The organism is Salinimonas profundi, from assembly GCF_014750655.1.
Taxonomy (GTDB): Bacteria; Pseudomonadota; Gammaproteobacteria; order Enterobacterales; family Alteromonadaceae; genus Alteromonas; species Alteromonas profundi_A.
In genome coordinates this window covers 300,828-323,385 of the sequence record NZ_JABBXD010000002.1, presented here as the reverse complement: position 1 = coordinate 323,385, position 22,558 = coordinate 300,828, and the positions used below count along the sequence as shown (strand labels likewise).

Genomic DNA, 22,558 nt, shown 5'->3' with positions numbered 1-22,558 from the left:
TCATAATCTGCAAATCAGCTATCGGTATACAGTAACTGAGCTTCTTCAAATAACCTTTTCTCGAATTCTTTTTTGCCAGTTAAGTGATGCAAGATAATGATTTCTTCTGGTGATTTTCTATTCACGATGTAATTAAATGCTATACCATCTTCTGATAATAAAGATGCGTTGTTTAATACAAGATAGGTAAAAGCATTTCCAGTCAACTCACGTGACCGATGGCCATTTAAATATGCCCTGAGTCTGGCCGTTATGAGGGAATTAGCTTCAAACGTCTGAGCTACACGATAGATTTCCTCAGATGACTCGGCTGAGTCGAAAAAGAATACATCTATCAGAAATTGCCTTTTGCCTTTAGCGCGCTGGCTTATCGGTTTCAACACTAATTTACTGATTTGACCACTTGCTTTATCCGGCTTCTTACCCTCACGTACTAAAGTAAAACCAGACTGCTGCCAGAAATTATCTACATCTGATGCTGACGCGTAGGAGCTTGTCAGCCAGTCGATGTTGTTTTTGATTGCATCTTCCCTTATAAACTCCAGCATAGACGTGGCAATACCCTTTCTTCGATACTCCTCATGTACAGCTATCCGGTTAATGCGCCAATACGCGTCACAGGCTAAGGACGGATCTACGGTCATTAATGCAAGACTTTGAGCACTCAGGTGGCCTTTCACACGTCTGCTCCCTCGGGCAATGCTGTCGCTCAAGTCTGACAGTCTTTCGCCACCTTCATGGTTTAATACAACCGCGCCGACAAGCAGACCGTTCTGGTAGGCAAGAATAAACGATACGTCAGGCGCATCAGTTAATCGCATCAAATCATCCGGAGAGGTTTGATAATGGGAATCGCTTAGCAGATGGTAGAGGCGGGCAAGTACCGTTGAGTCCAGCTGCGTCGCAGTAACATGAGAGATTGTGAGCGGTTTGTTATTTTTTTCAGGGAATAAATTCGAGTTACTAAACAGAAGCGCCTCATCAAGAACCGCTTCCAGCGGATCGTCACTCGCCCAGCGAACCGGCTCTTTTAAAGTAAGGTGACGAAGTTCACCTTTGGCTTTACGGGGAAGTAAAAACTTATGTAGAAAGCCCAATCCGGAACCTTCAAAACCCAGTGTCGTGGTGGTTAATAAACATTTTTTGTTCTTTTGAGTTAATGCTATCAGCACAGGTAGCGGAAGAGAGGCTGCTTCATCAATAAGAAGAATGTCAGCATCATTATCATAGGCGACCGGGTTGTCTGGCGCAGTCCATTGGATGCAGGCTTTTGCTTCTTCGCTACTGCAGGAAAGCGTACTTGCGAGGTGGCGGTAAAATACGTTCTGACTATGATGCCGCGCGCTGACCAGCAGCAGTTTATAGGTTTTATTGAGCAATGCCGCCGCGATGGTCCCGAGTAACGCAGATTTGCCCCGGCCCCGGGGCGCAGTAATTACTGTCAACGGCATATCGGTATCGACAGAATGCAAAACCTCACGCATCGCGTAGTCCTGACTATCAGTGAGCTGTTTGCCATGACCTAACGTGTGATTTTGTGCATCAGAGACATGCCTGAACGGCAATACCTGTTCATCATTTTCATGGTCATTAGTGCTTACCGCACTATGCCCGATAAATTTTTCGGTTATGTGCCGGATAAACAGGCTTTCATTAATGAAGTACCCGTGGCTGAGATAATGGGGCTTCGCAACACTTGAATGAGATGGCCATTTTTTAAGCGGGGGACAAACTATGATTAACCGGCCCGAAAAGCGAAGTGTACCGGCCAGTGCAAGCAAGGCACTGGGTCTGAATCCCGAGAACGCGTCGTAAATGCCAATATCAAACTCTTGTCCCAAGACCTTTTTATAATCAGATATTGCAAACTGATGGATGCCAGCGTGCGCATAGTCGCGAACCTCGTGACTTATTACCGCGCAAGACAGTGTCGCAGGTAATGTCTCAGTCAGTTCCGTCAGCGTTTTTTCAGTATGTGCTGTCTGAAATAAAAGTAACTGCCGGTGGTAGTTTTCAGCATTCGCGCTCAGTGGCAAACTCAGCCATTCAATGAGGTTCTTAAAAGCCATCGTTACGTTTTTGCCGTATAATAAAAAGTGAAGTTTAACCTAATAACCTGAAGGAATTCGAATGCGTTTCTTATCACGCCGTTTAGTGATGCCCAATGATCTTAACTATGCCGACTCTTTATTCGGGGGCAGGGCCCTTGAATGGATAGACGAAGAGTCAGCCATCTACGCAATATGCCAACTGGAAACTAACTGTCTGGTTACGAAGCATATTGGTGAGATCAGTTTTGAGTCGCCGGCAATGCAGGGCGATATCGTTGAATTCGGGCTGGCAACGAAAAGCGTGGGGCGTACTTCAATTACGGTGAGTTGTCTGGTCCGAAACAAGGCAACCAAGAAAACTATCTGTCTTGCAGATGATATAGTCTTCGTCAAGGTTGACCCGGTAACCCGCCAGCCTGTACCGCACGGTAAAACGCTGGAAAGCCTGAAGACGCAAACCGATGAGGAGTTGCGCAGCCTGAATTTATTGTCAGAATCAGGCGACTAACGCCAGCGACTGACCAATCTTAAATGTTGATTGGTAAGGTATAAGGCGCATCAGTAGTGCTTCGGTACGCTGGCTGCTAAACTGCGCTGATTCTATAAGAGGGAAGGGCAGCAAGAGCATTCTCATCTGTCTGATTAGTGAATTGTAAGTCACATCAACGACTTAATAAGCTACGTATCAGCGCCGGGTAGAATAATTTGTGAAATGCCATCCGTGCTCCCTGTGTGCTAACGAAGTTAACTTTTGTCAGGGTTCAAAAAGGACCCAACACAAGTCGCAAGTGTCCTGTCAGTGATTGCCGGCTAGAATATCACTATCACGGTACTTCATGTCATTGCACGCAGGTTGTTTAGCGACGGCCGGTTTTGTCACGAATACTCTTACGTCAGGTAACGGCCTACCCACCTTCCATTGATTAAAAACGCCCGTCCGTCACTTTTACGGGCGTTTTTTATTTCATCCTATTGTACGACTTGATACACTGCCGCCAGCAGACGAGAGTCTGCCTACCAAGGGGTGCCGATTCCGGCTGAGATCTGCGTTTAGCGCAGGAACCCTTTTACCTGATCCGGATAATACCGGCGTAGGGATGGTGTCATGATACAACCAGCTTTCCTGCCCTAATGCCGGATCTTTTTCTAAGCAGATAAGAGATCCTTAATGAAATACAACGCGATACTTCTGGCCTTTCTGAGCACGTCGGTGTTTGCTGAAACACAGGATATTGAATACATCACAGTAACCGGTGATTTTCGACAGGCAACACTTGATCAGTTAAGCAGCAGTGCAACAGTATTGTCTACACAACGACTCAATGCCCGTCAGGCAACATATCTTGATGATATTTTAAACGTCGCTCCCAATGTCAACTTTGCATCCGGCGCTTCAAGAGGGCGATTTATCCAGATACGCGGGATTGGTGAGCGCTCACAATTCGCAGAACCCATCAATCCTTCGGTTAGCTTTTTAGTGGATGATTTTGACTTTTCGGGGCTCGCCGCAGCCGGCGTATTGTTTGATACTCAACAGGTCGAAGTATTCCGGGGACCCCAATCGACACTATTTGGTACCGGCGCCCTGGCAGGCGCAGTAAAAATCGTTTCAAACCAAGCCGGTGAAGACCAGAGTACACATGCTGAGGTGCGTGCTGGCAATAAAGATTCCTATCGTGTTGAAGCGGCTACAGGCAGTGAGTTAACGTCGGCGCTGCGCTATCGGGTGGCTTTTATGCACAACGCCAGCGACGGCTTTGTGAATAATACGTTTCTCAATCAGGATGATACTGACAATATCAATGAAACAGCAGCTAGGGCTGCGCTACAGTGGGATGTCAGTGATGACAGTGTGCTGGATATCAGCTACCGCTGGTATGATATCGACAATGGCTATGATGCTTTTTCTTTAGATAACACCCGCGAGTCCCTGGTGGATGAACCTGGTTTTGATACCCAGCAAACCCATGCCGTCAGTGTGAAGCTGACAACGGATTATCAGTACGGTCAGCTGACCTCATTACTTACCCATGCGTCGCATAATATCGCTTATGGATACGATGAAGACTGGACTTATACCGGGTTCCATCCGTTTGGCTATACGTCTTTCGATGCTTACTTTCGCGAAGTAGACACTCAAACTGCTGAAATACGATTTACCAGCGCCCAGCGTGCCAAACTGTTTAATGACACGACTGACTGGCTTGTCGGTGTACATTATAAAGGTGTTGAAGAAGCACTATGGCGGGAATACACCTATGCGGAAAGCGATTTTGTCAGTAAGTACCTACCCACAACAAAAGCACTGTACGCGCAGACTGACACGCAGTTTACAAACGCGCTGGCCCTGACCTTCGGGCTGCGTTTTGAAAATTACGGTTTCGACTACGCGGACAACCAGGGGCTGCAGCGCGAATATGATACCAACATGGTGGGCGGTAAAGTGGCGTTGCAATATACCCCGGATCAACATACCTGGTATGCCAGTATTTCACGCGGTTTCAAAGGTGCAGGCATCAATCCTGCGCAGCGTGTATCAGAAGAAAAACGATTTTTTGATGAAGAATATAACTGGAACTACGAACTTGGTGTCAAGGGCCCGCTATTCGTGCCGCAGGCAACACTGCGCGCGGCGATCTTTTATATGCAAAGAGACAATACGCAGGTGAATGATTTTGATGTCATTACCCGTGATGATGGTACACCTGATTTCATTGATGTCATTGATAACGCTGATTTGGGCACTAACCGTGGTATTGAACTTGAGGCAAGCTGGCTGGTTACCGATATCTGGCAACTTCAGGGCAGCATTGGTTATCTGGATGCAAAGTTTGAAGAATATACGAATGCTCGCGGCGATTTTATCGATGAACAACAACAGGCACAGGCGCCGCGCTGGACAGCAAATCTGTATTCACGGTTGATGATTAGCGATAGCTGGTCGTGGCAGGCCGATATCGATTTTAAAGACCGGTATCGCTTTTCAGACGGACACGATGTGATGTCACCTTCTGCCACACTGGTCAATACACAGCTCAGATGGGAAAACAATCATTGGTATGCATCAGCATGGGCCAATAATCTCTTTGACAAAACGTATTACGTGCGTGGATTTGGCGGCTTTAGCAACGACCCAAGAGATGGTGAGTTTGGGTATGCTTCGCCGGAACCCTATTACCAGCTGGGTGCAGGCAGACAATACGGTATTACTGTTGGATATCAATTTTAGGAGATAATTATGCAGGTAATGGTAGAACTATCACTTTATCCGTTGGCGGATAACTTCATCCCGGCAATTAAGTCGTTTTTAGAAAGAATTAACCGTTACGATGAGTTGTCAGTGACAACCTGTTCAACCAGCACTCAGGTGACAGGGGATTATCAACGTGTGATGGAAATGCTCGGTATAGAAATGCAGCGAACGCATGAAGAGGTCGGGCAGGCTGTGTTTGTGGCTAAGTTTTTAAACTTTGATGCGATGCAGTCACGAAGTGATGACTGATACGTTCATACAGCAGATCGCAGCCACCTCGCTAGCTGAGTGGCTTGCGGTCGGGCTGGCTATCGCTTACGTCTGGCTGGCGGCCCGACAAAACAGCTGGTGTTGGCTCTGCGCGTTTTTGAGCACGGCGATTTATACCTATCTGTTCTGGCAGGTCACGCTGCCATTTCAGTCTCTGCTGAACTTTTTTTACATGGTGATGGCGATTTACGGCTTTTATCAGTGGAAAAAAGGGCAGCAAACGTCGTCCGGCGTGCAATCCTGGCCGTGGTACTGGCACATTGCGATTGTCCCGACACTCTTATTGGCCGGCTGGGGGCTGGCGGTTGTCGCAGCTGGTCAGTTTAACAATGAATTTTTATGGCTGGATGCCTGTATTCAGGTGTTAAGTGTCGTGACTACCTTTATGGTCGCCCATAAAGTCTTGCAAAACTGGGTGTATTGGTTTTTCATTAACCTCGCTTCTGCATATCTGTATGCGCAATCTGGCTTGACCTTGTCTGCCTGCCTGTTCACCGGATATGTGGGATTCTCCGTATATGGATACTGGCAATGGCTTGGGCAATGGAAAATGCAGCATGAATCACACGCATATAATTAATGAACTGAAACAGGCGTTATCTCTTTCAGATAATGCCAGCCTGACTGAAATTCAGGGCGGTGAGGTTAACCGGGTTTTTAAACTGAAAGATGGCGAAATGCATTTCGCTGTCAAATCGCTGGCCAGGGATGAATTTAGTGGTATTAACCGGTTCCACCAGTTTCTACTACAAGAGCAACTGGCGCACAGGGAAATCGCGCCCGCACCAGTCTGGTTGAATAAGACGCAGGATCTATGGGTAGAAAGCTGGCTGGAAAAATCCATTGAAAAGGATATTTCTGTCGGCGGCAGGCCCGGTATTATGGCTGATATACTGGCTCAGATTCATCATCAGCCGATAACCGTCAGACCTTTAGATCTGCCGCAGCGTCTCTATCATTACATCGACAGAGCAGGGTTAAAAGATGACGATCCGCGTGTCAGACGAACGCAGCAAGTCATAAGACAATATGCCCTGGACTATGTGCCAGCTGAGCATCTTGTTTTATGCCACAATGATTTATCATGGGGGCATATTCAGTCACTTGATCCGGTAATGATTGTCGACTGGGAATATGCCGCAATGGGCAATCGTTTTTTTGATCTTGCATCATGCGCGAGTATCAATCGATTTGATGAAAAGGATACTGACCGTCTGATTTCCCGGTATGCCCAGCGAACGGCAATAGCACAGACCACGGTGGAGCACTATTTTCGCGAGCAGAGAGACGTTGTGGATGTGACCGAGACGTTGTGGAGCGCAGCGTTAGAAGCGACGTCTGACGGACGGGCTGATCAAGTGCTGTAATACGGCAAAATGATTGATAAGTAACCACTTAGCTTGCCGCCTGTAGAAAAACCCTTTACCTTTAACTTCCGTTACGTATAATGCTTTTCGCGCTAGGGGTGTAGTTCGAATTGGTAGAACAGCGGTCTCCAAAACCGATGGTTGGGGGTTCGAGTCCCTCCACCCCTGCCAATCTTCTCTTATGTGGCGTATAGTTAATCATCTTAACCTGAAAGCCAGTCGTACATGTCTCATTTAACTCAAGCTCAAATTGCCGCACTTCAGCAAATGGGTATCTGTGTCTGGATCAATGCAGATAAACTGGCGTCGACAGACACTGTGGCTGCAGACCTTGAGAAATCACAATCATCGTCGGTGTCCAGTAAGACAGATCATGCCGTGTCGGTTAACCGCGTTGCGCAGTTAAGAGAATCACTGTCCCAAACGACGCCGCATCAGACTAACCCTGTCCAAACGCCGTTAACGGACCAGCAACGAACGCAGTATGCGCAATTTATCAGCGACATAAATTATGCCTGGGCACTTTGCCATCCACAAAAATCACTACCCGAGTTAGTTGTCGGCACATCATTGCGTGTTACAGATACCATTGTTGAGCTTCCTTGCGATCCCGGACAATTAGATGCCGACCAAAAAGCTAACCTGTGGACGAAGTTGTGGCGCTAAAAATAGTGCGTAAGGTCTCACCAGATGATCACAAGTCAATAGATCGCGCCTATCATATTCATGAACAGGTGACATACTCACCCTGGTCGTACGCCACGTTCGCTGATTGTATTACTCCGCCTTATCAGATGATGGTTATCTGCGAAACCGATGTTATCGGCTATGCGATGATTCTGATGGTCGCTGACGAAGCGACGCTGATGGATATCGGCGTAAGCCCGGCAGCGCGGGGAAAAGGGGCTGGAAAAGCCCTTATTCAAAAGGTTATTGAAATTTGTACGCAACAAAAAATGGCTACGATCTGGCTTGAAGTCAGAGTGAGTAATAGTGTTGCAATAAATTTATATAAATCTCAAGGGTTTAGCGACCAAGAAGTACGTAAAAATTATTACGAAACGAATGATGGTAAGGAAGATGCCATCATCATGAAGCGAGTAATTAATTAGCATTTCGCGTCAGGAGCACTGATAAAACTTTCATATTAGTTTTGACTTATCTCTCTCAAATTCTCCTAACTAACTGTTTTTAAAGATCGTAAATAAACTTAAATTAAATTTGTAAAATTCAGTAATACTGCCGTATTGTCGCTTATACCCGTAATACTTAGTAAGCATTGCACTTCACAGCTACTCTTAGCGCATCTTATCGCTGAGCTTAGCGACTTGTCTGTCTTAAACGAAGTGTGTTGCAGTTATGACCCGACGATTTCTTATTTCCAGTTTATGCTTGTCAGTTTTAACCCTTTCAGCCTGTGGTTCAGGTGGGAGCGAATCGACAGAAAAATTAACAGCGCCCGATCAGTCTGAACCGTTGACAACGGGCAGTTTGCCCGCGCCCTCTAATCCTACTCCCAGTCAACCTGATGACAGCACTCAGGACGAACCTGCTGGTGATACGGGCGGGACTTATGAATTGCCTAAAGATGGCATTTCCGGTCCACTGACTGAAGATGTCACTGCGCAGGCTGCGACCTATCGATTAGGTGTTCAGCTGGCCTCGGTAAGCAGTGATATGACCGCATGGATGTTCAACGATTTGATGAAATCCGCCGGAATGCGGGGCCAATCTGTATCCTATGCCAGCCATGGGTGGTTTTACAACACAGGTTCCGGCATGGTCACCGACCGTTCTGATAATATTCAAACGGATGCCCACGGCTGGCCAACATCCATGACACTTAAGGATGGCACCATCGCTGAGTCAATACTTACGACAGTGATGTCATCGACTATTCAGGGGGCGTACGAATCGGGTGCATACACGCTGACCTTTGACGGGCAGGGCGCGTTTGCGTTTGAAAACGCAGATATCCTTGAGCAGCAGGAGGGTCAGATTGTACTGCAGTATGCTGGTGCGGGCCCGCTAACCATATCCATCACACAGACAGATCCTGATGGTAATGGTAATTATCTGAAAAATATTCAACTGCAGCGTCCTGATGCGAGCAGCGCTGAAACATTCTCGGCTGACTACGTCGATTATCTGACATCCAGCCGGGTAGTGCGCACTACCAGTCTGTATAGTGATGCTGCGCTTTACGCTAAACCCGGTACCGAAAACCTTTTCCAGGGCGCATCGGGGTGGAGCCAGCGCAGTACAATGCAGACCGCTCACTGGGGCACCGTGTCAGGCGTGCCGTATGAAGCGATGACTGAACTGGCAGATAAAGCCATTGCTGATTTGTGGCTAAACATTCCGTTAGCTGCTGATGATGCCTACGTGACAGCGATGGCAGAGCTGCTACTGACATCGCTTAAGACCAACCGGGTTTTATACATTGAATTGGGTAGCGAGCTGGCGAAACGGACCTACCCACAAAGTATGGGCCGTGACTACGCACTGTCACGCGCCATACAGCGCTGGCCGGATGCGATGCAAAGCGAGCTGCTTGCAGAACATTCGCTGCTGGCAAAAGAGAATGTACTTATCAGTAACTGGCAGGCAGCCAGAACACTGGAGATTCAGGCTATCTTCGATAGCGTCTGGCAGGCAGAAGCTGACCGGGTGGTTACGGTGCTGGCTGGAACGCTTAACAATACGATGAAAACCCACAACTACAATGCGCTGTTACTGGATGGCATGTTGCTTCGTGAATACGAAGGCGCAGATGCACCGGGAATGCAGGTGGATGCTTTGGCGGTTGATCCTGTTGTGGTAAACAATGCTGCTAATCAATTTAGTGTGGATAGCGCTGATGCGATGCTTACTGATGCAATCAATTACGTGGATGGTACCGGTCAGTATTATGAACAGGCCCATGCGCCGGGTCTGCGTTACGCGGTTCGCTCGGCTGCCGACCTATCTGAAGAATATGGCATTGCGCTTACTGCTTATTCCGGCGGTCATGCGCTAAATGCCTCGTCCTACCTGAATTATCAGGTGCTGAAAAGCAGTCAGATGTATGATGTCTATCAATCTGTATTTGCAGTCTGGCAGGAAGAGGGGGGCGGTGTGTTCGTTGCAGGACAGGGGATTGCTGCCACGGAACAACCTGAATACTGTAACAGCACTACTTATTCTCCCGGCAATCGTATTAGTACAATTGGCCTGAAGGAAACGCAGCATCAGGACGAGTCGGACGCCCACATGCTGCGCGCACTGAAAGATGAAATGCGGGCCATCGGTCAAATCAAATAAGCGGCGATATTAGTTAGAAAAAGCACGGCATCAGCCGTGTTTTTCTTTTTTCTGCCAGCCAGATCTCACGTAAATACGCGCACCAGTCACCTCCAATCCGCTCTGTGTATGTATTTGTGCGCTTATACACTATATAATCCCGTGCCATTAATATTGCAATTCATCCTGGCTGGGCAAATTAACTTCCGGTCTGTTAAACAATAAGTGTAAGCATGAGTAATAACGCGCTAGCGAACGAAATTCAGAAACGTCGCACATTCGCCATCATATCGCACCCCGATGCGGGTAAAACCACCATTACTGAGAAAGTACTGTTGTTCGGACGTGCGCTGCAAAAGGCAGGTACGGTTAAAGGTAAAAAATCCGGTCAGCACGCAAAATCAGACTGGATGGAAATGGAAAAGGAACGGGGGATCTCGGTAACCACCTCGGTCATGCAGTTTCCGTATTCTGACCATCTTGTTAACCTGCTGGATACCCCAGGGCACGAAGACTTTTCGGAAGATACGTACCGTACTCTGACGGCGGTGGATTCATGCCTGATGGTTATCGATGCTGCCAAAGGTGTTGAGGATCGCACCCGCAAACTGATGGAAGTAACGCGGCTTCGTGATACGCCTATCATCACATTTATGAATAAACTCGACCGGGATATTCGTGATCCGATGGAATTGCTGGATGAAGTAGAGACCGAGCTGAATATGATGTGCGCGCCCATTACCTGGCCAATTGGCAGTGGTAAAGGCTTTAAGGGCGTTTATCATCTTTACCGTGATGAGGTGATTCTGTATCAAAGCGGTCACGGTCATACCATTCAGGATGTGCGTAAGGTAAAAGGTCTGGATAATCCCGAGCTGGATGAGGCTGTAGGTGCTGAGCTAGCCACCACCTTGCGCGATGAGCTCGAGCTGGTGCGCGGCGCATCCAATGAATTTGACAAAGAATTGTTTCTGGAAGGTGAATTGACGCCCGTATTCTTTGGTACCGCATTAGGTAACTTTGGTGTTGATCACATGCTGGACGGGCTGGTCGAATGGGCGCCTGCACCAAAATCACGGGAAACCGAAGACGGCAAGATTGAAGCCAGTGCGCCGCAATTTAGTGGTTTTGTATTTAAGATCCAGGCCAATATGGATCCCAAGCACCGCGACCGCGTGGCATTTTGTCGTATTGTTTCCGGTAAGTATGAAAAAGGCATGAAAATGCGCCATTCACGCATTGGCAAAGATATCCGCATTGCTGATGCCCTGACGTTTCTGGCAGGAGACCGGTCGTTACTTGAAGAAGCGTATGCCGGCGACATTATCGGTTTACACAACCACGGCACCATTCGCATCGGTGACACCTTTACCTCCGGAGAAAACTTTAAATTTACCGGCATTCCGAACTTTGCGCCGGAACTGTTTAAGCGCATTCGGTTACGTGATCCCCTTAAACAGAAGCAGTTGCTAAAAGGTCTGATTCAGCTTTCCGAAGAAGGGGCCGTACAGGTTTTCCGTCCTCTGGCTAACAACGATCTGATAGTAGGCGCTGTGGGTGTGCTGCAGTTTGATGTGGTCGTTGCCCGTCTCAAAGCAGAATATAATGTTGATGCGCTGTACGAACATATCAGCGTTAACACTGCTCGTTGGGTGTATAGCGATGATGAAAGAAAGCTTGATGAATTCCGCCGTAAAGCCGAGCAGAATCTGGCTCTGGATGGTGGTGACAATCTGACCTATATCGCCCCGACTATGGTCAACCTGCAACTGGCGCAAGAGCGCTATCCCGATATTCAGTTTACTAAAACCCGTGAGCACTAAAGATTTAACCTATGAATATATACGCATTATTAGTTAGCCGTTTTACCCAGGCGCTTGATGAAATGGGTGTTGAAAATGCGCCTGTACCTATTGCCCGAAGTGCTCGGCCTGAGTTTGGCGAATATCAGTTCAATGGTGCCATGGCACTGGCAAAGCAGCTTAAGCAGAAGCCACGGGATATTGCTGAAAAAATTGTAGAGCAGGTCAAGCTGGATGATGTAGCGCATAAGCTGGAGATTGCAGGTCCCGGCTTCATCAACATCCATTTGAACGATGCATGGCTGGCCAATCAGTGTGAGCTGGCGTTACACGACCCGCGTCTGGGTATTGCCAAGCAAAGCCAGCAGAATGTGGTCGTTGATTATTCTTCACCAAATCTGGCGAAAGAAATGCACGTTGGTCACCTGCGCACCACCATCATCGGTGATAGCGTGGTGAAGCTGCTTGAGTTTTTGGGTCACAACGTTATTCGTCAGAATCACATGGGTGACTGGGGGACGCAGTTTGGTATGTTGCTGGCCCACTTTAACGACAAATTAGAAGCCAACTATATGGCTGAAACCGCCTTGTCGGATTTGGAAGACTTTTATCGTGAAGCAAAGGTGCGCTTTGACGAAGAAGAAGGCTTTGCTGACCGCGCCCGTGAATTTGTGGTGAAGCTGCAGGGCGGCGACGAGTCCTGTCTGGCGCTATGGGAACGGTTTATCGACATCTCCATTCAGCACAGTGAAGAAGTGTATGAAAAGCTCAATGTCAGTCTGACCCGCAAAGATGTCATGGGCGAGTCTGCCTATAACGATGACCTGGCCAACGTTGTGGCTGATTTAAAGGCGCAGGGTATTGCTGTGGAAGATCAGGGCGCTCAGGTTGTGTTCTTACCAGAGCTTGCTGATAAAGAGGGTAAGCCCGCCGTATTTATCGTACAGAAGTCTGGTGGCGGCTACTTGTATGCGACCACTGATTTGGCCGCTATGCGATATCGCTCAGGGAAACTGAACGCCGACAGAACGTTAATACTGACTGATGCCCGCCAGGCCTATCACTTTAAGCAAACTGAAATTGTGGGTCGTAAAGCTGGATTCATGAAACCAGAGCAAAGCTATGAACATTGTCCGTTCGGGATGATGCTGGGTAGCGATGGCAAGCCGTTTAAAACCCGTTCGGGCGGCACTGTAAAACTGGTGGACCTGCTGGATGAAGCGGTTACCCGGGCGCGTGACCTGATTGGTAAACGTGATTCTGATCTGAGCGCTGAAGAGCTGGATGACGTTGCTCGTAAGGTGGGCATCGGCGCGGTGAAATATGCGGATTTAAGTAAGAACCGCACCACTGACTACGTCTTCAATTGGGACACTATGCTAAGCTTTGAAGGCAATACTGCTCCTTATTTGCAATACGCGTTCACACGTGTGCAAAGTATTTTCAGAAAGTCCGGTATTTCTGTGGCAGATCTACCCGTAGATATCAAAATTAACGAAAAGCAGGAGCATGCGCTGGCCGTTCAGTTGATGCAGTTTGAAGAAACCATCAATGTGGTCGCCCGTGATGCTACGCCGCACGTATTGTGCAGCTATCTGTATGACCTTGCTTCTGCGTTCATGAGCTTCTACGAAGCGTGCCCGATTCTACGTGAGGATACACCGGTTGCAGTGCGTCATAGCCGGTTAGCACTGGCAGCGTTGGTTTCCAATACAATGTCGTTAGGTTTATCCCTGTTGGGTATCGAAACGCTCGAAAAAATGTAAACTGTAAAAAGCGTGGGGAATTTCCCGTATTATCGATAAAAAGGCTGTGAAAACAGCCTTTTGTTTTTTAAGGAGTCGTTATGCCACAACTACTTGCGTTTGCCGGCAGTATCCGCCGCAATTCATACAATCAGGCTATTCTGGATGTAGCGGTTGAAGGTGCCAGAGAAGCGGGGGCTGAAGTCACCGTGATCAGTCTGGAAGATTACGCGATGCCAATTTTTAACGAAGACGAAGAGTCAGCAAATGGTATTCCGGAACGGGCACAGGCGTTTAAGGAGCTGCTGATAAATCACGATGGCTTTTTAATCGCATCGCCGGAATACAACAGTAGTTATCCGGCACTGCTGAAAAATGCACTGGACTGGGCATCCCGAAAGGCCGGTGATGAAAAAGTGATGCAGGCTTATAAAGGCAAAGTTGCCGGAATCATGGCTGCATCTGCAGGTGGGCTGGGTGGCATGCGTGTGCTTGTTGTGCTGAGAATGCTGCTGGAGAACATGGGCGTCATTGTTGCGCCTAACCAAAAAGCGATTGCAAAAGTCAGTGGCCTGTTGGATGGCAATCACGCTATCAGTGATGAGAAAACCATCAAACAGCTTAAAGGGCTGGGCAGAGATACCGCTTTGTTGTGCCAGAAGGTGTCGCAGTAACGCTTCATTCGGGCAGTAATAGCCATCACTGCCCGCTCATACCTGCCCTGTTATTCCCGCGAGTTGGTGTAAAGACCAATTTCTTCTTTGTGACGGCTATTAAAAAAGCCATATTTTCGATACTATTCGCGGTCTTATTAATCAAGCGAAAGCGGATCATGTTCGAAATCAATCCTGTACAGAACGCCATCTCCGATATCCGGGCCCGTACTGAGGCACTTAGGGGGTATCTTTGACTTTGATGCAAAGTCAGAGCGTTTAGAAGAAGTTAACCGGGAACTTGAAAATCCCGATGTCTGGAATGACCCTGACTATGCGCAAGGTCTGGGTAAAGAAAAGGTTGCCTTAGAGCAGGTGGTCGAAACCATTCAGGCGCTGGAACAAGGTGCTGAGGATGTTGAGGGTTTACTTGAGCTGGCTGTCGAAGCCGAGGACGAGGAAACCTTTGAGGAATCTAAAAGCGAAATAGAAGGCCTGCAGCAACAGCTTGAAAAGCTTGAGTTTCGGCGCATGTTTTCCAAGCCAAATGATGCGGCTGACTGCTATGTCGATTTGCAAGCGGGGTCTGGCGGCACCGAAGCGCAGGACTGGGCCAATATGCTCCTTAGAATGTACCTTCGCTGGGGCGAGGCACACGGTTTCAAAAGTGAAATCATCGAGTTGTCAGAAGGTGATGTAGCAGGTATCAAAAGTGCCACTATCCGTTTTCAGGGTGAGTACGCATTTGGCTGGCTACGCACCGAGACCGGGGTACACCGCTTGGTGAGAAAATCGCCTTTCGATTCTGGTAACCGTCGGCATACATCATTTTCTTCAGCCTTTGTTTATCCTGAAATTGATGATGATATCGAAATTGATATTAATCCATCGGATCTGCGGATTGATACATACCGGGCTTCAGGGGCTGGTGGACAACACGTTAACAGAACGGACTCCGCTGTGCGCATCACGCACGAACCCAGCGGCATTGTTGTTCAGTGTCAGAACGACCGTTCTCAGCACAAAAACAAAGATCAGGCGATGAAGCAGCTTAAGGCCAAATTGTATGAGTTTGAGCTGCAAAAACAGAATGCTGAGAAACAGGCGATGGAAGACAACAAATCCGATATCGGGTGGGGCAGTCAAATTCGCTCTTATGTGCTGGATGACTCGCGCATTAAAGACTTACGCACCGGGATTGAAAACCGTAATACGCAGGCCGTTCTCGACGGTGATTTAGATAAATTTATAGAAGCCAGCCTCAAATCTGGCCTCTGACGATAAAGTGATTAGGTTATGACCAGTCAACAGCAAGACGAAAACAAGTTAATTGCCGAGCGCCGGGCAAAATTGAGCGCAATCCGTGAAAATTGTCGTGCGAACGGGTTTCCCAACAGCTTTCGCCGCGAGAATTACGCCGACGAACTGCAACGTGCTTATGGGGATCTGGATAAAGAAACCCTGGCAGAGCAAGGCAATCATGTCAGCATCGCCGGCCGGATAATGGCCAAGCGTGGACCGTTTCTATTGCTGCAGGATATGACAGGCCGCATTCAGGCTTACGCAGCAAAGGATACACAAAAGGACATCAAGGCAAGATATGGCAGTTTAGATATTGGTGACATTATTGGTGTTGCCGGTACGCTGCAAATGTCCGGCAAAGGCGATCTGTACGTTGATATGGCAGAATACGAATTGCTGACCAAGGCATTACGTCCCTTGCCAGAGAAATTCCATGGACTCAGCGACCAGGAAACAAAATACCGTCAGCGTTATGTTGATCTGATTACTAGCGACAAAACGCGCGACACATTTCGAATCCGCAGTGAGCTAATCAATGGTATCCGCAACTATCTGACGCAACGTAAGTTTATCGAAGTTGAGACGCCGATGCTGCAGGTGATTCCCGGTGGTGCCACGGCGAAACCGTTTGTGACGCATCATAATGCGATGGATATTGATATGTATCTGCGGATCGCGCCGGAGCTATATCTTAAGCGTTTAGTGGTTGGCGGGATTGAGCGGGTATTTGAAATTAATCGCAACTTCCGTAATGAAGGGCTGTCAACGCGCCACAACCCCGAATTCACCATGCTGGAATTTTATCAGGCCTATGCTGACTACCACGACCTGATGGACTTAACCGAGGACATGCTTCGCACGTTGGCCAATGACATTCTTGGTTCTGCAGAAGTTGTTAACACCGTTCGTGATACAGAAGGCAATGTCATTGAAGAGAAGCATTATAACTTTGGTAAGCCGTTCGATCGGTTAAGCATGGGTGATGCCATTCTGAAATACTGGCCAGAAGCCAACGAGGCCGCCATTCGTGATCCTGAGTCACATCTGGACGAGCTTAAAGCCATGGCGAAAGCGCTGCATATTAAAGAGCCTGAAGTCGATGGTATCTGGGGCGCCGGTAAATATCTTTGTGAGATATTTGAAGCGACCGCAGAGGAAAAGCTGGAACAGCCAACTTTTATCACTGAATACCCGTGGGAAGTTTCACCACTGGCGCGCCGTAACGATGATAATCCGTTTATCACGGATCGGTTTGAGTTCTTCGTAGGCGGGCGTGAGATCGCCAATGGTTTTAGCGAGCTTAATGACTCTGAAGACCAGGCTGAACGCTTCCGCAAACAGGTTGAAGAAAAAGATGCCGGTGACGATGAAGCCATGCACTTCGATGAAGACTACATCCGTGCGCTTGAACATGGGTTGCCGCCGACAGCGGGGCAGGGTATTGGTATTGATCGCCTAACGATGCTGTTCACTGACAGCCCAACCATTAAAGACGTTATACTGTTTCCACATATGCGTCCTGAAGGTCAGGAATAAGTCGATTCCAGAGCTTTAATTTTTTTGTACAAAAAGGCATTGATGGGGACATCAATGCCTTTTTTTTGCGCAGACTGCACAATATACCCATTGATGGCATCAATTTCAGTGGGCCTTCGATGTTTGACATCCTGATGCATGCTGGAGTAATTCTGTGATGTTGCGCGAATAACTTGCATGACCTGGCCAACCAGATCCTGGACTGAGCAGCGAAACCCTTCAGCCTGCATCACCGTGGCTGTTTCCTGGGAGATATCATTAATATGGCCGGCAAACCGGCTGTCTGACAAGTCGCCGTTTGGAATGTCGTGCAGCGCTGTCAATGGGTTGATGACGGCGTTTATGGCCAGCTTAAACCAGAGTGCTTCCATGATATTTTTATGCCATGTCACCGGCTGTAAACAACGACTCACCGTCTCAAAAACCCGTTCTAACTGCTCATCGTCTATCGCCTGATTATCCGGCGCCTCGCCAAAGATAGTCCGACCGAACCCTGTGTGCCTGACTTCGTGACGACTTGTTTTCAATACGCCGTGACTGGTTGTTGCAATATAGATAGCATGTTCGGGAAGTACTCGCCTGACTGCCTCCAGCCCGCCCATGCCATTATGCAGAAGCAGAATAGGTGTCGACTCGTCGAGTCTGTCCTGCCATTGACGCGCTGCTGCCTCAAGTTGATACACTTTTAGCGGGAGAATCAGCAGATCGTCGGGGCCCAGGCTGTCTTTATTGGCAAGGTTGGCAGATAACCAGCGGGACTGGTTGCTGTATGAGGTAATACGCTGAGTAAGCTTTTCGGGACTGCGTGGCGCGAGGCTATAAGCAATATTATTGCGCTGAGCACCTGCGGCAATCAAAGAGCCAATGGCTCCGCTTCCTACAATGTGTACCTGACCGCGTATGGGGTTAGCCATGAAGTATCCTAGTTGACGCCAGCTTTGCCTTTTACATTAGGCCATGGAAGATATTCAGGCTCACTGAGTGTGCGTAACCATTGTTGGCCAGCTTGCGACAGAAATGCCTGCCCTGCGCTAACAGGGCAGCTGACTGAGTACGTCGCGCCCTGATAAGTAAAACAAATTCGCAGAGCATGCAAATATAACCTGTCTGCGCTATCTTTTCCATACAAGGTATCGCCGAGAATGGGAGCACCAACGCTTTTCAGCGCCACTCTTATCTGGTGAGTTTTCCCGGTAAGCGGACGAACAATATAGCCACGCAGGCCAGGCGCGATGCTGTGGCTGAAAAACTGCGTAATGGCCGGGTTGTCACAGGTTTTTGTCAGTATGTGCTGGCCTCGGCGGCGATTTATCATGTCACCTTTCACAGTGCCTTGCTTTTTTTTGGGTTTACCTTGCGCCAGTGCAATATAAAATTTCTGAATTTGTTGGGTGGCAAATAGCTCAGAAAGCGCCGCCGCAGCACGCTGATTTCTGGCTAGCAGCAAACAGCCTGAAGTACCATCATCCAACCGGTGACAAAGGTATAATGCTGATTCTTGCAACTGATTTCGCAACAGCGTAACAATGCCATGCTGTGCATCGTGCATTGTCACGCCAACGGGCTTGGCAACAATGTAAAAGTCAGGGTGGGAAAAGAGAACAGGTATGTCAGACACTGTGGGCTTTGACGATTGCAATTGCGATGTCGTAATCCAGTTCATCAATGGCTTCACGAATTGCTGATTGCTTGTCTGCAGGCATGGCAAGGGTATCCATCCACTGTGTCAGCGTCTCGTCACTGATGAACTCATGATGATTAAGCGCATTGAGAAAGTCCTGCCTGGCTTGCGATATATTAACGGTATGGGTTTCACCGCTATCACTGGCCAGCTTATCAATAGCACGAAGGGTTTCAGACAAAACATCGATAAAGGAATGGTGTGAAGCCGGTACCGTATGACTGTCTCTGATTGCATCTTCGTAGACACGGGCTTCTGCATGCAGGGCATTGCATCCCAGATTGCCCGCTACGCCTTTAACGGTATGAACCATTGTTCGGACATCGTGCCAACGGTTTTCAGCCAGCGCATGATCTAACCTGACTGGCAAATCCTGATATTCTGCAGCGAACTTCTGTAGCAACGAAACGTACAAATTCCGGTTGCCGCTTAACTGTGAGACTCCAAATGCAAGATCAATAACGGACGTCGTGTTGTTCATCTTAAAATCCCTGATGGTTAGACGGTAAATTGTAGGCGAAGCTTACATAAATTGATACAACCTGTGATGATAGTACAGAAGTTATCTGTTACAAATTTTGTTAGTCTGTTGAGTCAGTTAAACATTCAAGAAGAACCTCATAAGGCGCTCGCTGATAATGTCAGGTTTACAACAAGGAAAAGGCGTGATGAAAAAACGCATCATTAACACCATTATAATTACTGGCGCAGTAATCGGTGCATTGACCGGGTGTCAGCAGGCTGGTCAGTCTAAAGCTCCCGATACCGGTTCAGTGGCTGCACAACAGGCAGACAAGCTTGCGATTGACTATCAAAAATACACGCTGGACAACGGCCTGACGGTAATTCTTCATCAGGACAAATCTGATCCTCTGGTACACGTTGATGTCACCTACCATGTTGGGTCAGCACGTGAAGATATTGGAAAATCAGGCTTTGCGCACTTTTTTGAACACATGATGTTTCAGGGCTCTGAGAATGTAGCTGATGAACAGCATTTTAAAATCATTACCGAGTCTGGCGGCAACCTGAATGGTACCACCAGTAGTGACCGTACAAATTACTATCAGACCGTGCCTGCCAATCAACTGGAAAAAGTACTCTGGCTTGAATCGGACCGAATGGGCTTTCTGCTGCAGGCTGTCGATCAGGAGAAGTGTGAAAACCAGCGTGAAACAGTGAAAAACGAACGTGCGCAGCGCGTGGACAATCAGCCTTATGGTTTGAGAAATGAGCGTACCGCTGAAGCATTATACCCTCAGGGCCACCCCTATTCCTGGCAGCCTATCGGCTATGTGGAGGATCTTGACCGCGTCAATGTTGATGATCTTAAAGCATTTTTCAAGCGCTGGTACGGACCAAATAATGCTGTTCTGACTATTGGCGGTGACATTGATATTGCCAAAACAAAAGCCTGGATCGACACCTACTTCGGCGGGATTCCTGCGGGTCCTGAAGTCACTGATGCTGAGCCGGAGCCGGTTGCTCTGGAACAAAACCGTTATATTACGCTTGAGGACAACGTCCATCTGCCTTTGTTGCAAATCACTTATCCCACCGTCTATGCAAGGCACCCGGACGAGGCTCCTCTGGATGTGCTGGCCGATATTCTGGGCGGAGGCAAAACCTCTTTACTTTATAAAAACCTGGTGAAATCTGGTCAGGCTGTCCAGGCTGCGGTTAACCATCCCTGCCGTGAGCTGGCCTGTGAGTTTCAGTTATTAGCGCTAGCCAATCCGGCCAGTACCCCTGATCTTGCCGCACTTAATACCGTCATAAGCCAGACGCTTAAAGAGTTTGAACAACGCGGTGTAAAACCTGACGACTTACAACGTGTCAAAGCGTCCATTGAATCATCAACAGTATTTGGCCTGCAAAGTGTCTCAGGAAAGGTTTCCAAGCTGGCAGCAGGGGAAACATTTTACGACAAGCCTGATTTAGTGCAGGAAGATATTAAGCGCTATAACGCGGTAACAGCGGCAGATGTTATGCGCGTTTATAGAAAGTACATTAAAAACAGTGCTGGCGTTGTGCTAAGTGTGGTGCCAGAAGGACAGGCTCAACTTGCTGTAAAAGAACAGAATTTCACTTTGCCTGCGCGCAAGATTCCAGAACGCCAGCCGGCTGAGCATGTAGAACCGATAAAAGTCTCCGATTCAACTGACCGTTCTGCGCCACCTCCGGCTGGACCTACGCCGATTGTTGAAGTGCCAGAATACTGGGAAGGAACATTACCTAATGGTATCTCACTACTGGGCGTAACTAATACCGAAACACCGACAGTGACGTTCAGTCTCAGCCTGGAAGGTGGGATGCTGCTTGATACAGATGAGAAGGCAGGAACCGCCTATCTCACCGCCCTGATGATGAATGAGTCGACGGATACCTATTCCAACGAAGCCATCGCCAATGAACTGGCAAAGCTGGGTAGCTCCATTCAGTTTTCAGCGCAGGGACGTTATACGCAAGTTATGGTTTCTTCTCTGACTAAAAACGTGTCACAAACAATGGCGTTACTGGAAGAAAAGCTGCTCCATCCTGCTTTTTTGCCTCAGGATTTCCAGCGCATGAAATCCAGAGTCATGCAAAGTATGCAGCAGCAACTTAAAGACCCCTCCTCTTTAGCTGCTCGGGCCAGGGATTGGGTGTTATTCGGCAAAGACAGCCGGTTAAGCTTACCTGAGGAAGGTACGCTCAACACCATTGAGAATATCTCGCTGGATGACATCAAGACGTTTTACAAACAGTACTATACGCCGGCACATGCCCATGCCGTTGTCGTGAGCGATTTGAACGAAGAAACATTTGTTGAAACCATGTCGTTTATGAAGAAATGGCAGAAAGAAGAGTATGCCATTCCTACTTTTGAGACGTTCCCCGATTATGATAAACCACACATTTACCTTGTAGATAACCCGGGTGCGGTACAGTCTGTGGTGCATATTGTAAAACGCGGACCAAAGTTTGATGCGACCGGCACGTACTTTAAGTCTCGTCTGATGAACTTTCCGCTTGGCGGCGCATTTAATAGCAGGGTTAATCTGAACCTTCGCGAGGACAAAGGGTATACCTATGGTGCCTCTACAGGATTTATCGGCGGAAAAACGCTGGGGTGGTTTGAGGCCTCTGCTGACCTGAACGCTGAGTTCACGGCGCAGGGAATTAATGAGATGCTCAGTGAGATTAAAACGTTTAAACAGCAAGGCATTCAGCAAGATGAAATTGCGTTTATGCGCAATGCATTTACATTGAGCGATGCACTGAAGTATGAAACGCCATCAAGTAAGGCGCGCTTCCTGAGTCAGTTGCAGGCGTACGATCTTCCTGATGACTATCGTCAGCAACAGCTCGAAATTATTAAAACCATCAGTGCTGATGAGCTGAATGCGCTGGCACAGGAGCAATTGGTGCTTGAAGATATGCAGTTAATTGTTGTTGGCGATAAGCAGAAAATTCTGGAACAATTGTTCACCTTAGGGTTTCCTGTTATTGAAATGTCGTTGCAACAGAAAACCCAACGCGAGTTAACACCGTAATTTTGCGATTCGTCGTATAAACCGGTAATAACCATTGAATTTTATGGGCTTTTCCCAATGTAGGAAAGCCCCTTTAAACC

At 48.0% G+C, this 22,558-nt stretch carries 18 protein-coding genes, 1 tRNA gene and 1 riboswitch; of the genes, 15 read left to right on the top strand and 4 right to left on the bottom strand.

What is annotated here, in order from left to right:
- Positions 1 to 14: 14 nt before the first annotated feature.
- On the bottom strand, positions 15 to 2,069 hold the full coding sequence (locus HHX48_RS05865) for a GNAT family N-acetyltransferase (protein ID WP_191023139.1): 2,055 nt from the start codon (positions 2,067 to 2,069) through the stop codon (positions 15 to 17).
- 61 nt (positions 2,070 to 2,130) lie between these two features.
- Here HHX48_RS05865 and HHX48_RS05860 point away from each other — a divergent pair, with 61 nt between their 5' ends.
- The 14 genes from HHX48_RS05860 to lysS all read left to right on the top strand — a co-directional run bounded on the left by HHX48_RS05860 (position 2,131) and on the right by lysS (position 17,261).
- Complete coding sequence (locus HHX48_RS05860) at positions 2,131 to 2,559, top strand: acyl-CoA thioesterase (protein WP_191023137.1); 429 nt, start codon at positions 2,131 to 2,133, stop codon at positions 2,557 to 2,559.
- Positions 2,560 to 3,061: 502 nt separating this feature from the next.
- A riboswitch (TPP riboswitch) is annotated at positions 3,062 to 3,166 on the top strand.
- A 53-nt stretch (positions 3,167 to 3,219) separates the two neighbouring features.
- Positions 3,220 to 5,280, top strand: coding sequence for a TonB-dependent receptor (locus HHX48_RS05855; protein WP_191023135.1), 2,061 nt, complete (start codon positions 3,220 to 3,222; stop codon positions 5,278 to 5,280).
- 9 nt (positions 5,281 to 5,289) lie between these two features.
- Positions 5,290 to 5,553: a YkoF family thiamine/hydroxymethylpyrimidine-binding protein gene (locus HHX48_RS05850; protein ID WP_191023133.1), complete on the top strand. Its 264-nt coding sequence runs from the start codon at positions 5,290 to 5,292 to the stop codon at positions 5,551 to 5,553.
- Positions 5,546 to 6,154: a nicotinamide riboside transporter PnuC gene (gene pnuC, locus HHX48_RS05845; protein ID WP_191023131.1), complete on the top strand. Its 609-nt coding sequence runs from the start codon at positions 5,546 to 5,548 to the stop codon at positions 6,152 to 6,154. The genes HHX48_RS05850 and pnuC overlap by 8 nt, the downstream gene beginning before the upstream one ends.
- On the top strand, positions 6,132 to 6,941 hold the full coding sequence (locus tag HHX48_RS05840) for a phosphotransferase (RefSeq protein ID WP_191023129.1): 810 nt from the start codon (positions 6,132 to 6,134) through the stop codon (positions 6,939 to 6,941). Before pnuC ends, HHX48_RS05840 begins: the two co-directional genes overlap by 23 nt.
- Before the next feature lie 94 nt (positions 6,942 to 7,035).
- A tRNA-Trp gene (locus HHX48_RS05835) sits at positions 7,036 to 7,112 on the top strand.
- 54 nt (positions 7,113 to 7,166) lie between these two features.
- Positions 7,167 to 7,607, top strand: coding sequence for a hypothetical protein (locus HHX48_RS05830; protein ID WP_191023127.1), 441 nt, complete (start codon positions 7,167 to 7,169; stop codon positions 7,605 to 7,607).
- Positions 7,598 to 8,053 (top strand): ribosomal protein S18-alanine N-acetyltransferase, encoded by a 456-nt coding sequence (gene rimI, locus HHX48_RS05825; RefSeq protein ID WP_317983480.1) that lies wholly within the window; start codon positions 7,598 to 7,600, stop codon positions 8,051 to 8,053. Before HHX48_RS05830 ends, rimI begins: the two co-directional genes overlap by 10 nt.
- A gap of 280 nt (positions 8,054 to 8,333) precedes the next feature.
- A complete protein-coding gene (locus tag HHX48_RS05820; protein WP_191023125.1) occupies positions 8,334 to 10,244 on the top strand; it encodes a hypothetical protein in 1,911 nt (636 codons plus the stop codon).
- A 212-nt stretch (positions 10,245 to 10,456) separates the two neighbouring features.
- A complete protein-coding gene (gene prfC / locus HHX48_RS05815; protein WP_191023123.1) occupies positions 10,457 to 12,046 on the top strand; it encodes a peptide chain release factor 3 in 1,590 nt (529 codons plus the stop codon).
- Between the two features lie 11 nt (positions 12,047 to 12,057).
- On the top strand, positions 12,058 to 13,791 hold the full coding sequence (gene argS, locus HHX48_RS05810; RefSeq protein ID WP_191023121.1) for an arginine--tRNA ligase: 1,734 nt from the start codon (positions 12,058 to 12,060) through the stop codon (positions 13,789 to 13,791).
- Between the two features lie 80 nt (positions 13,792 to 13,871).
- Positions 13,872 to 14,444, top strand: coding sequence for an NADPH-dependent FMN reductase (locus HHX48_RS05805; protein WP_191023119.1), 573 nt, complete (start codon positions 13,872 to 13,874; stop codon positions 14,442 to 14,444).
- Positions 14,445 to 14,602: 158 nt separating this feature from the next.
- A protein-coding gene (prfB, locus tag HHX48_RS05800) for a peptide chain release factor 2 (protein WP_191023117.1) occupies positions 14,603 to 15,701 on the top strand; the annotation gives its coding sequence in 2 pieces (ribosomal slippage) (positions 14,603 to 14,677 and positions 14,679 to 15,701; 1,098 coding nt in all).
- 18 nt (positions 15,702 to 15,719) lie between these two features.
- A complete protein-coding gene (gene lysS, locus HHX48_RS05795; RefSeq protein ID WP_191023116.1) occupies positions 15,720 to 17,261 on the top strand; it encodes a lysine--tRNA ligase in 1,542 nt (513 codons plus the stop codon).
- Here lysS and HHX48_RS05790 read toward each other — a convergent pair.
- From HHX48_RS05790 to HHX48_RS05780, 3 genes are read right to left on the bottom strand one after another with little or no spacing between them, the layout of a single operon-like run.
- Positions 17,252 to 18,175 (bottom strand): ketopantoate reductase family protein, encoded by a 924-nt coding sequence (locus HHX48_RS05790; protein WP_191023114.1) that lies wholly within the window; start codon positions 18,173 to 18,175, stop codon positions 17,252 to 17,254. The genes lysS and HHX48_RS05790 overlap by 10 nt on opposite strands.
- A gap of 8 nt (positions 18,176 to 18,183) precedes the next feature.
- Complete coding sequence (locus HHX48_RS05785) at positions 18,184 to 18,924, bottom strand: TIGR01621 family pseudouridine synthase (RefSeq protein WP_223858078.1); 741 nt, start codon at positions 18,922 to 18,924, stop codon at positions 18,184 to 18,186.
- On the bottom strand, positions 18,872 to 19,423 hold the full coding sequence (locus HHX48_RS05780) for an Hpt domain-containing protein (RefSeq protein WP_191023112.1): 552 nt from the start codon (positions 19,421 to 19,423) through the stop codon (positions 18,872 to 18,874). Before HHX48_RS05780 ends, HHX48_RS05785 begins: the two co-directional genes overlap by 53 nt.
- A gap of 184 nt (positions 19,424 to 19,607) precedes the next feature.
- Here HHX48_RS05780 and HHX48_RS05775 point away from each other — a divergent pair, with 184 nt between their 5' ends.
- A complete protein-coding gene (locus HHX48_RS05775; RefSeq protein WP_397541067.1) occupies positions 19,608 to 22,478 on the top strand; it encodes a M16 family metallopeptidase in 2,871 nt (956 codons plus the stop codon).
- Positions 22,479 to 22,558: the final 80 nt, after the last annotated feature.

What these genes read in the sequence shown, in the direction of transcription:
- HHX48_RS05785 (WP_223858078.1), bottom strand. Translation starts at nt 18,924, where the DNA reads ATGAACTGGATTACGACATCGCAATTGCAATCGTCAAAGCCCACAGTG.
- HHX48_RS05805 (WP_191023119.1), top strand. Translation starts at nt 13,872, where the DNA reads ATGCCACAACTACTTGCGTTTGCCGGCAGTATCCGCCGCAATTCATAC.
- HHX48_RS05865 (WP_191023139.1), bottom strand. Translation starts at nt 2,069, where the DNA reads ATGGCTTTTAAGAACCTCATTGAATGGCTGAGTTTGCCACTGAGCGCG.
- prfC (WP_191023123.1), top strand. Translation starts at nt 10,457, where the DNA reads ATGAGTAATAACGCGCTAGCGAACGAAATTCAGAAACGTCGCACATTC.
- argS (WP_191023121.1), top strand. Translation starts at nt 12,058, where the DNA reads ATGAATATATACGCATTATTAGTTAGCCGTTTTACCCAGGCGCTTGAT.
- HHX48_RS05830 (WP_191023127.1), top strand. Translation starts at nt 7,167, where the DNA reads ATGTCTCATTTAACTCAAGCTCAAATTGCCGCACTTCAGCAAATGGGT.
- HHX48_RS05860 (WP_191023137.1), top strand. Translation starts at nt 2,131, where the DNA reads ATGCGTTTCTTATCACGCCGTTTAGTGATGCCCAATGATCTTAACTAT.
- pnuC (WP_191023131.1), top strand. Translation starts at nt 5,546, where the DNA reads ATGACTGATACGTTCATACAGCAGATCGCAGCCACCTCGCTAGCTGAG.
- HHX48_RS05850 (WP_191023133.1), top strand. Translation starts at nt 5,290, where the DNA reads ATGCAGGTAATGGTAGAACTATCACTTTATCCGTTGGCGGATAACTTC.
- lysS (WP_191023116.1), top strand. Translation starts at nt 15,720, where the DNA reads ATGACCAGTCAACAGCAAGACGAAAACAAGTTAATTGCCGAGCGCCGG.
- HHX48_RS05855 (WP_191023135.1), top strand. Translation starts at nt 3,220, where the DNA reads ATGAAATACAACGCGATACTTCTGGCCTTTCTGAGCACGTCGGTGTTT.
- HHX48_RS05780 (WP_191023112.1), bottom strand. Translation starts at nt 19,423, where the DNA reads ATGAACAACACGACGTCCGTTATTGATCTTGCATTTGGAGTCTCACAG.
- HHX48_RS05790 (WP_191023114.1), bottom strand. Translation starts at nt 18,175, where the DNA reads ATGGCTAACCCCATACGCGGTCAGGTACACATTGTAGGAAGCGGAGCC.
- HHX48_RS05840 (WP_191023129.1), top strand. Translation starts at nt 6,132, where the DNA reads ATGAATCACACGCATATAATTAATGAACTGAAACAGGCGTTATCTCTT.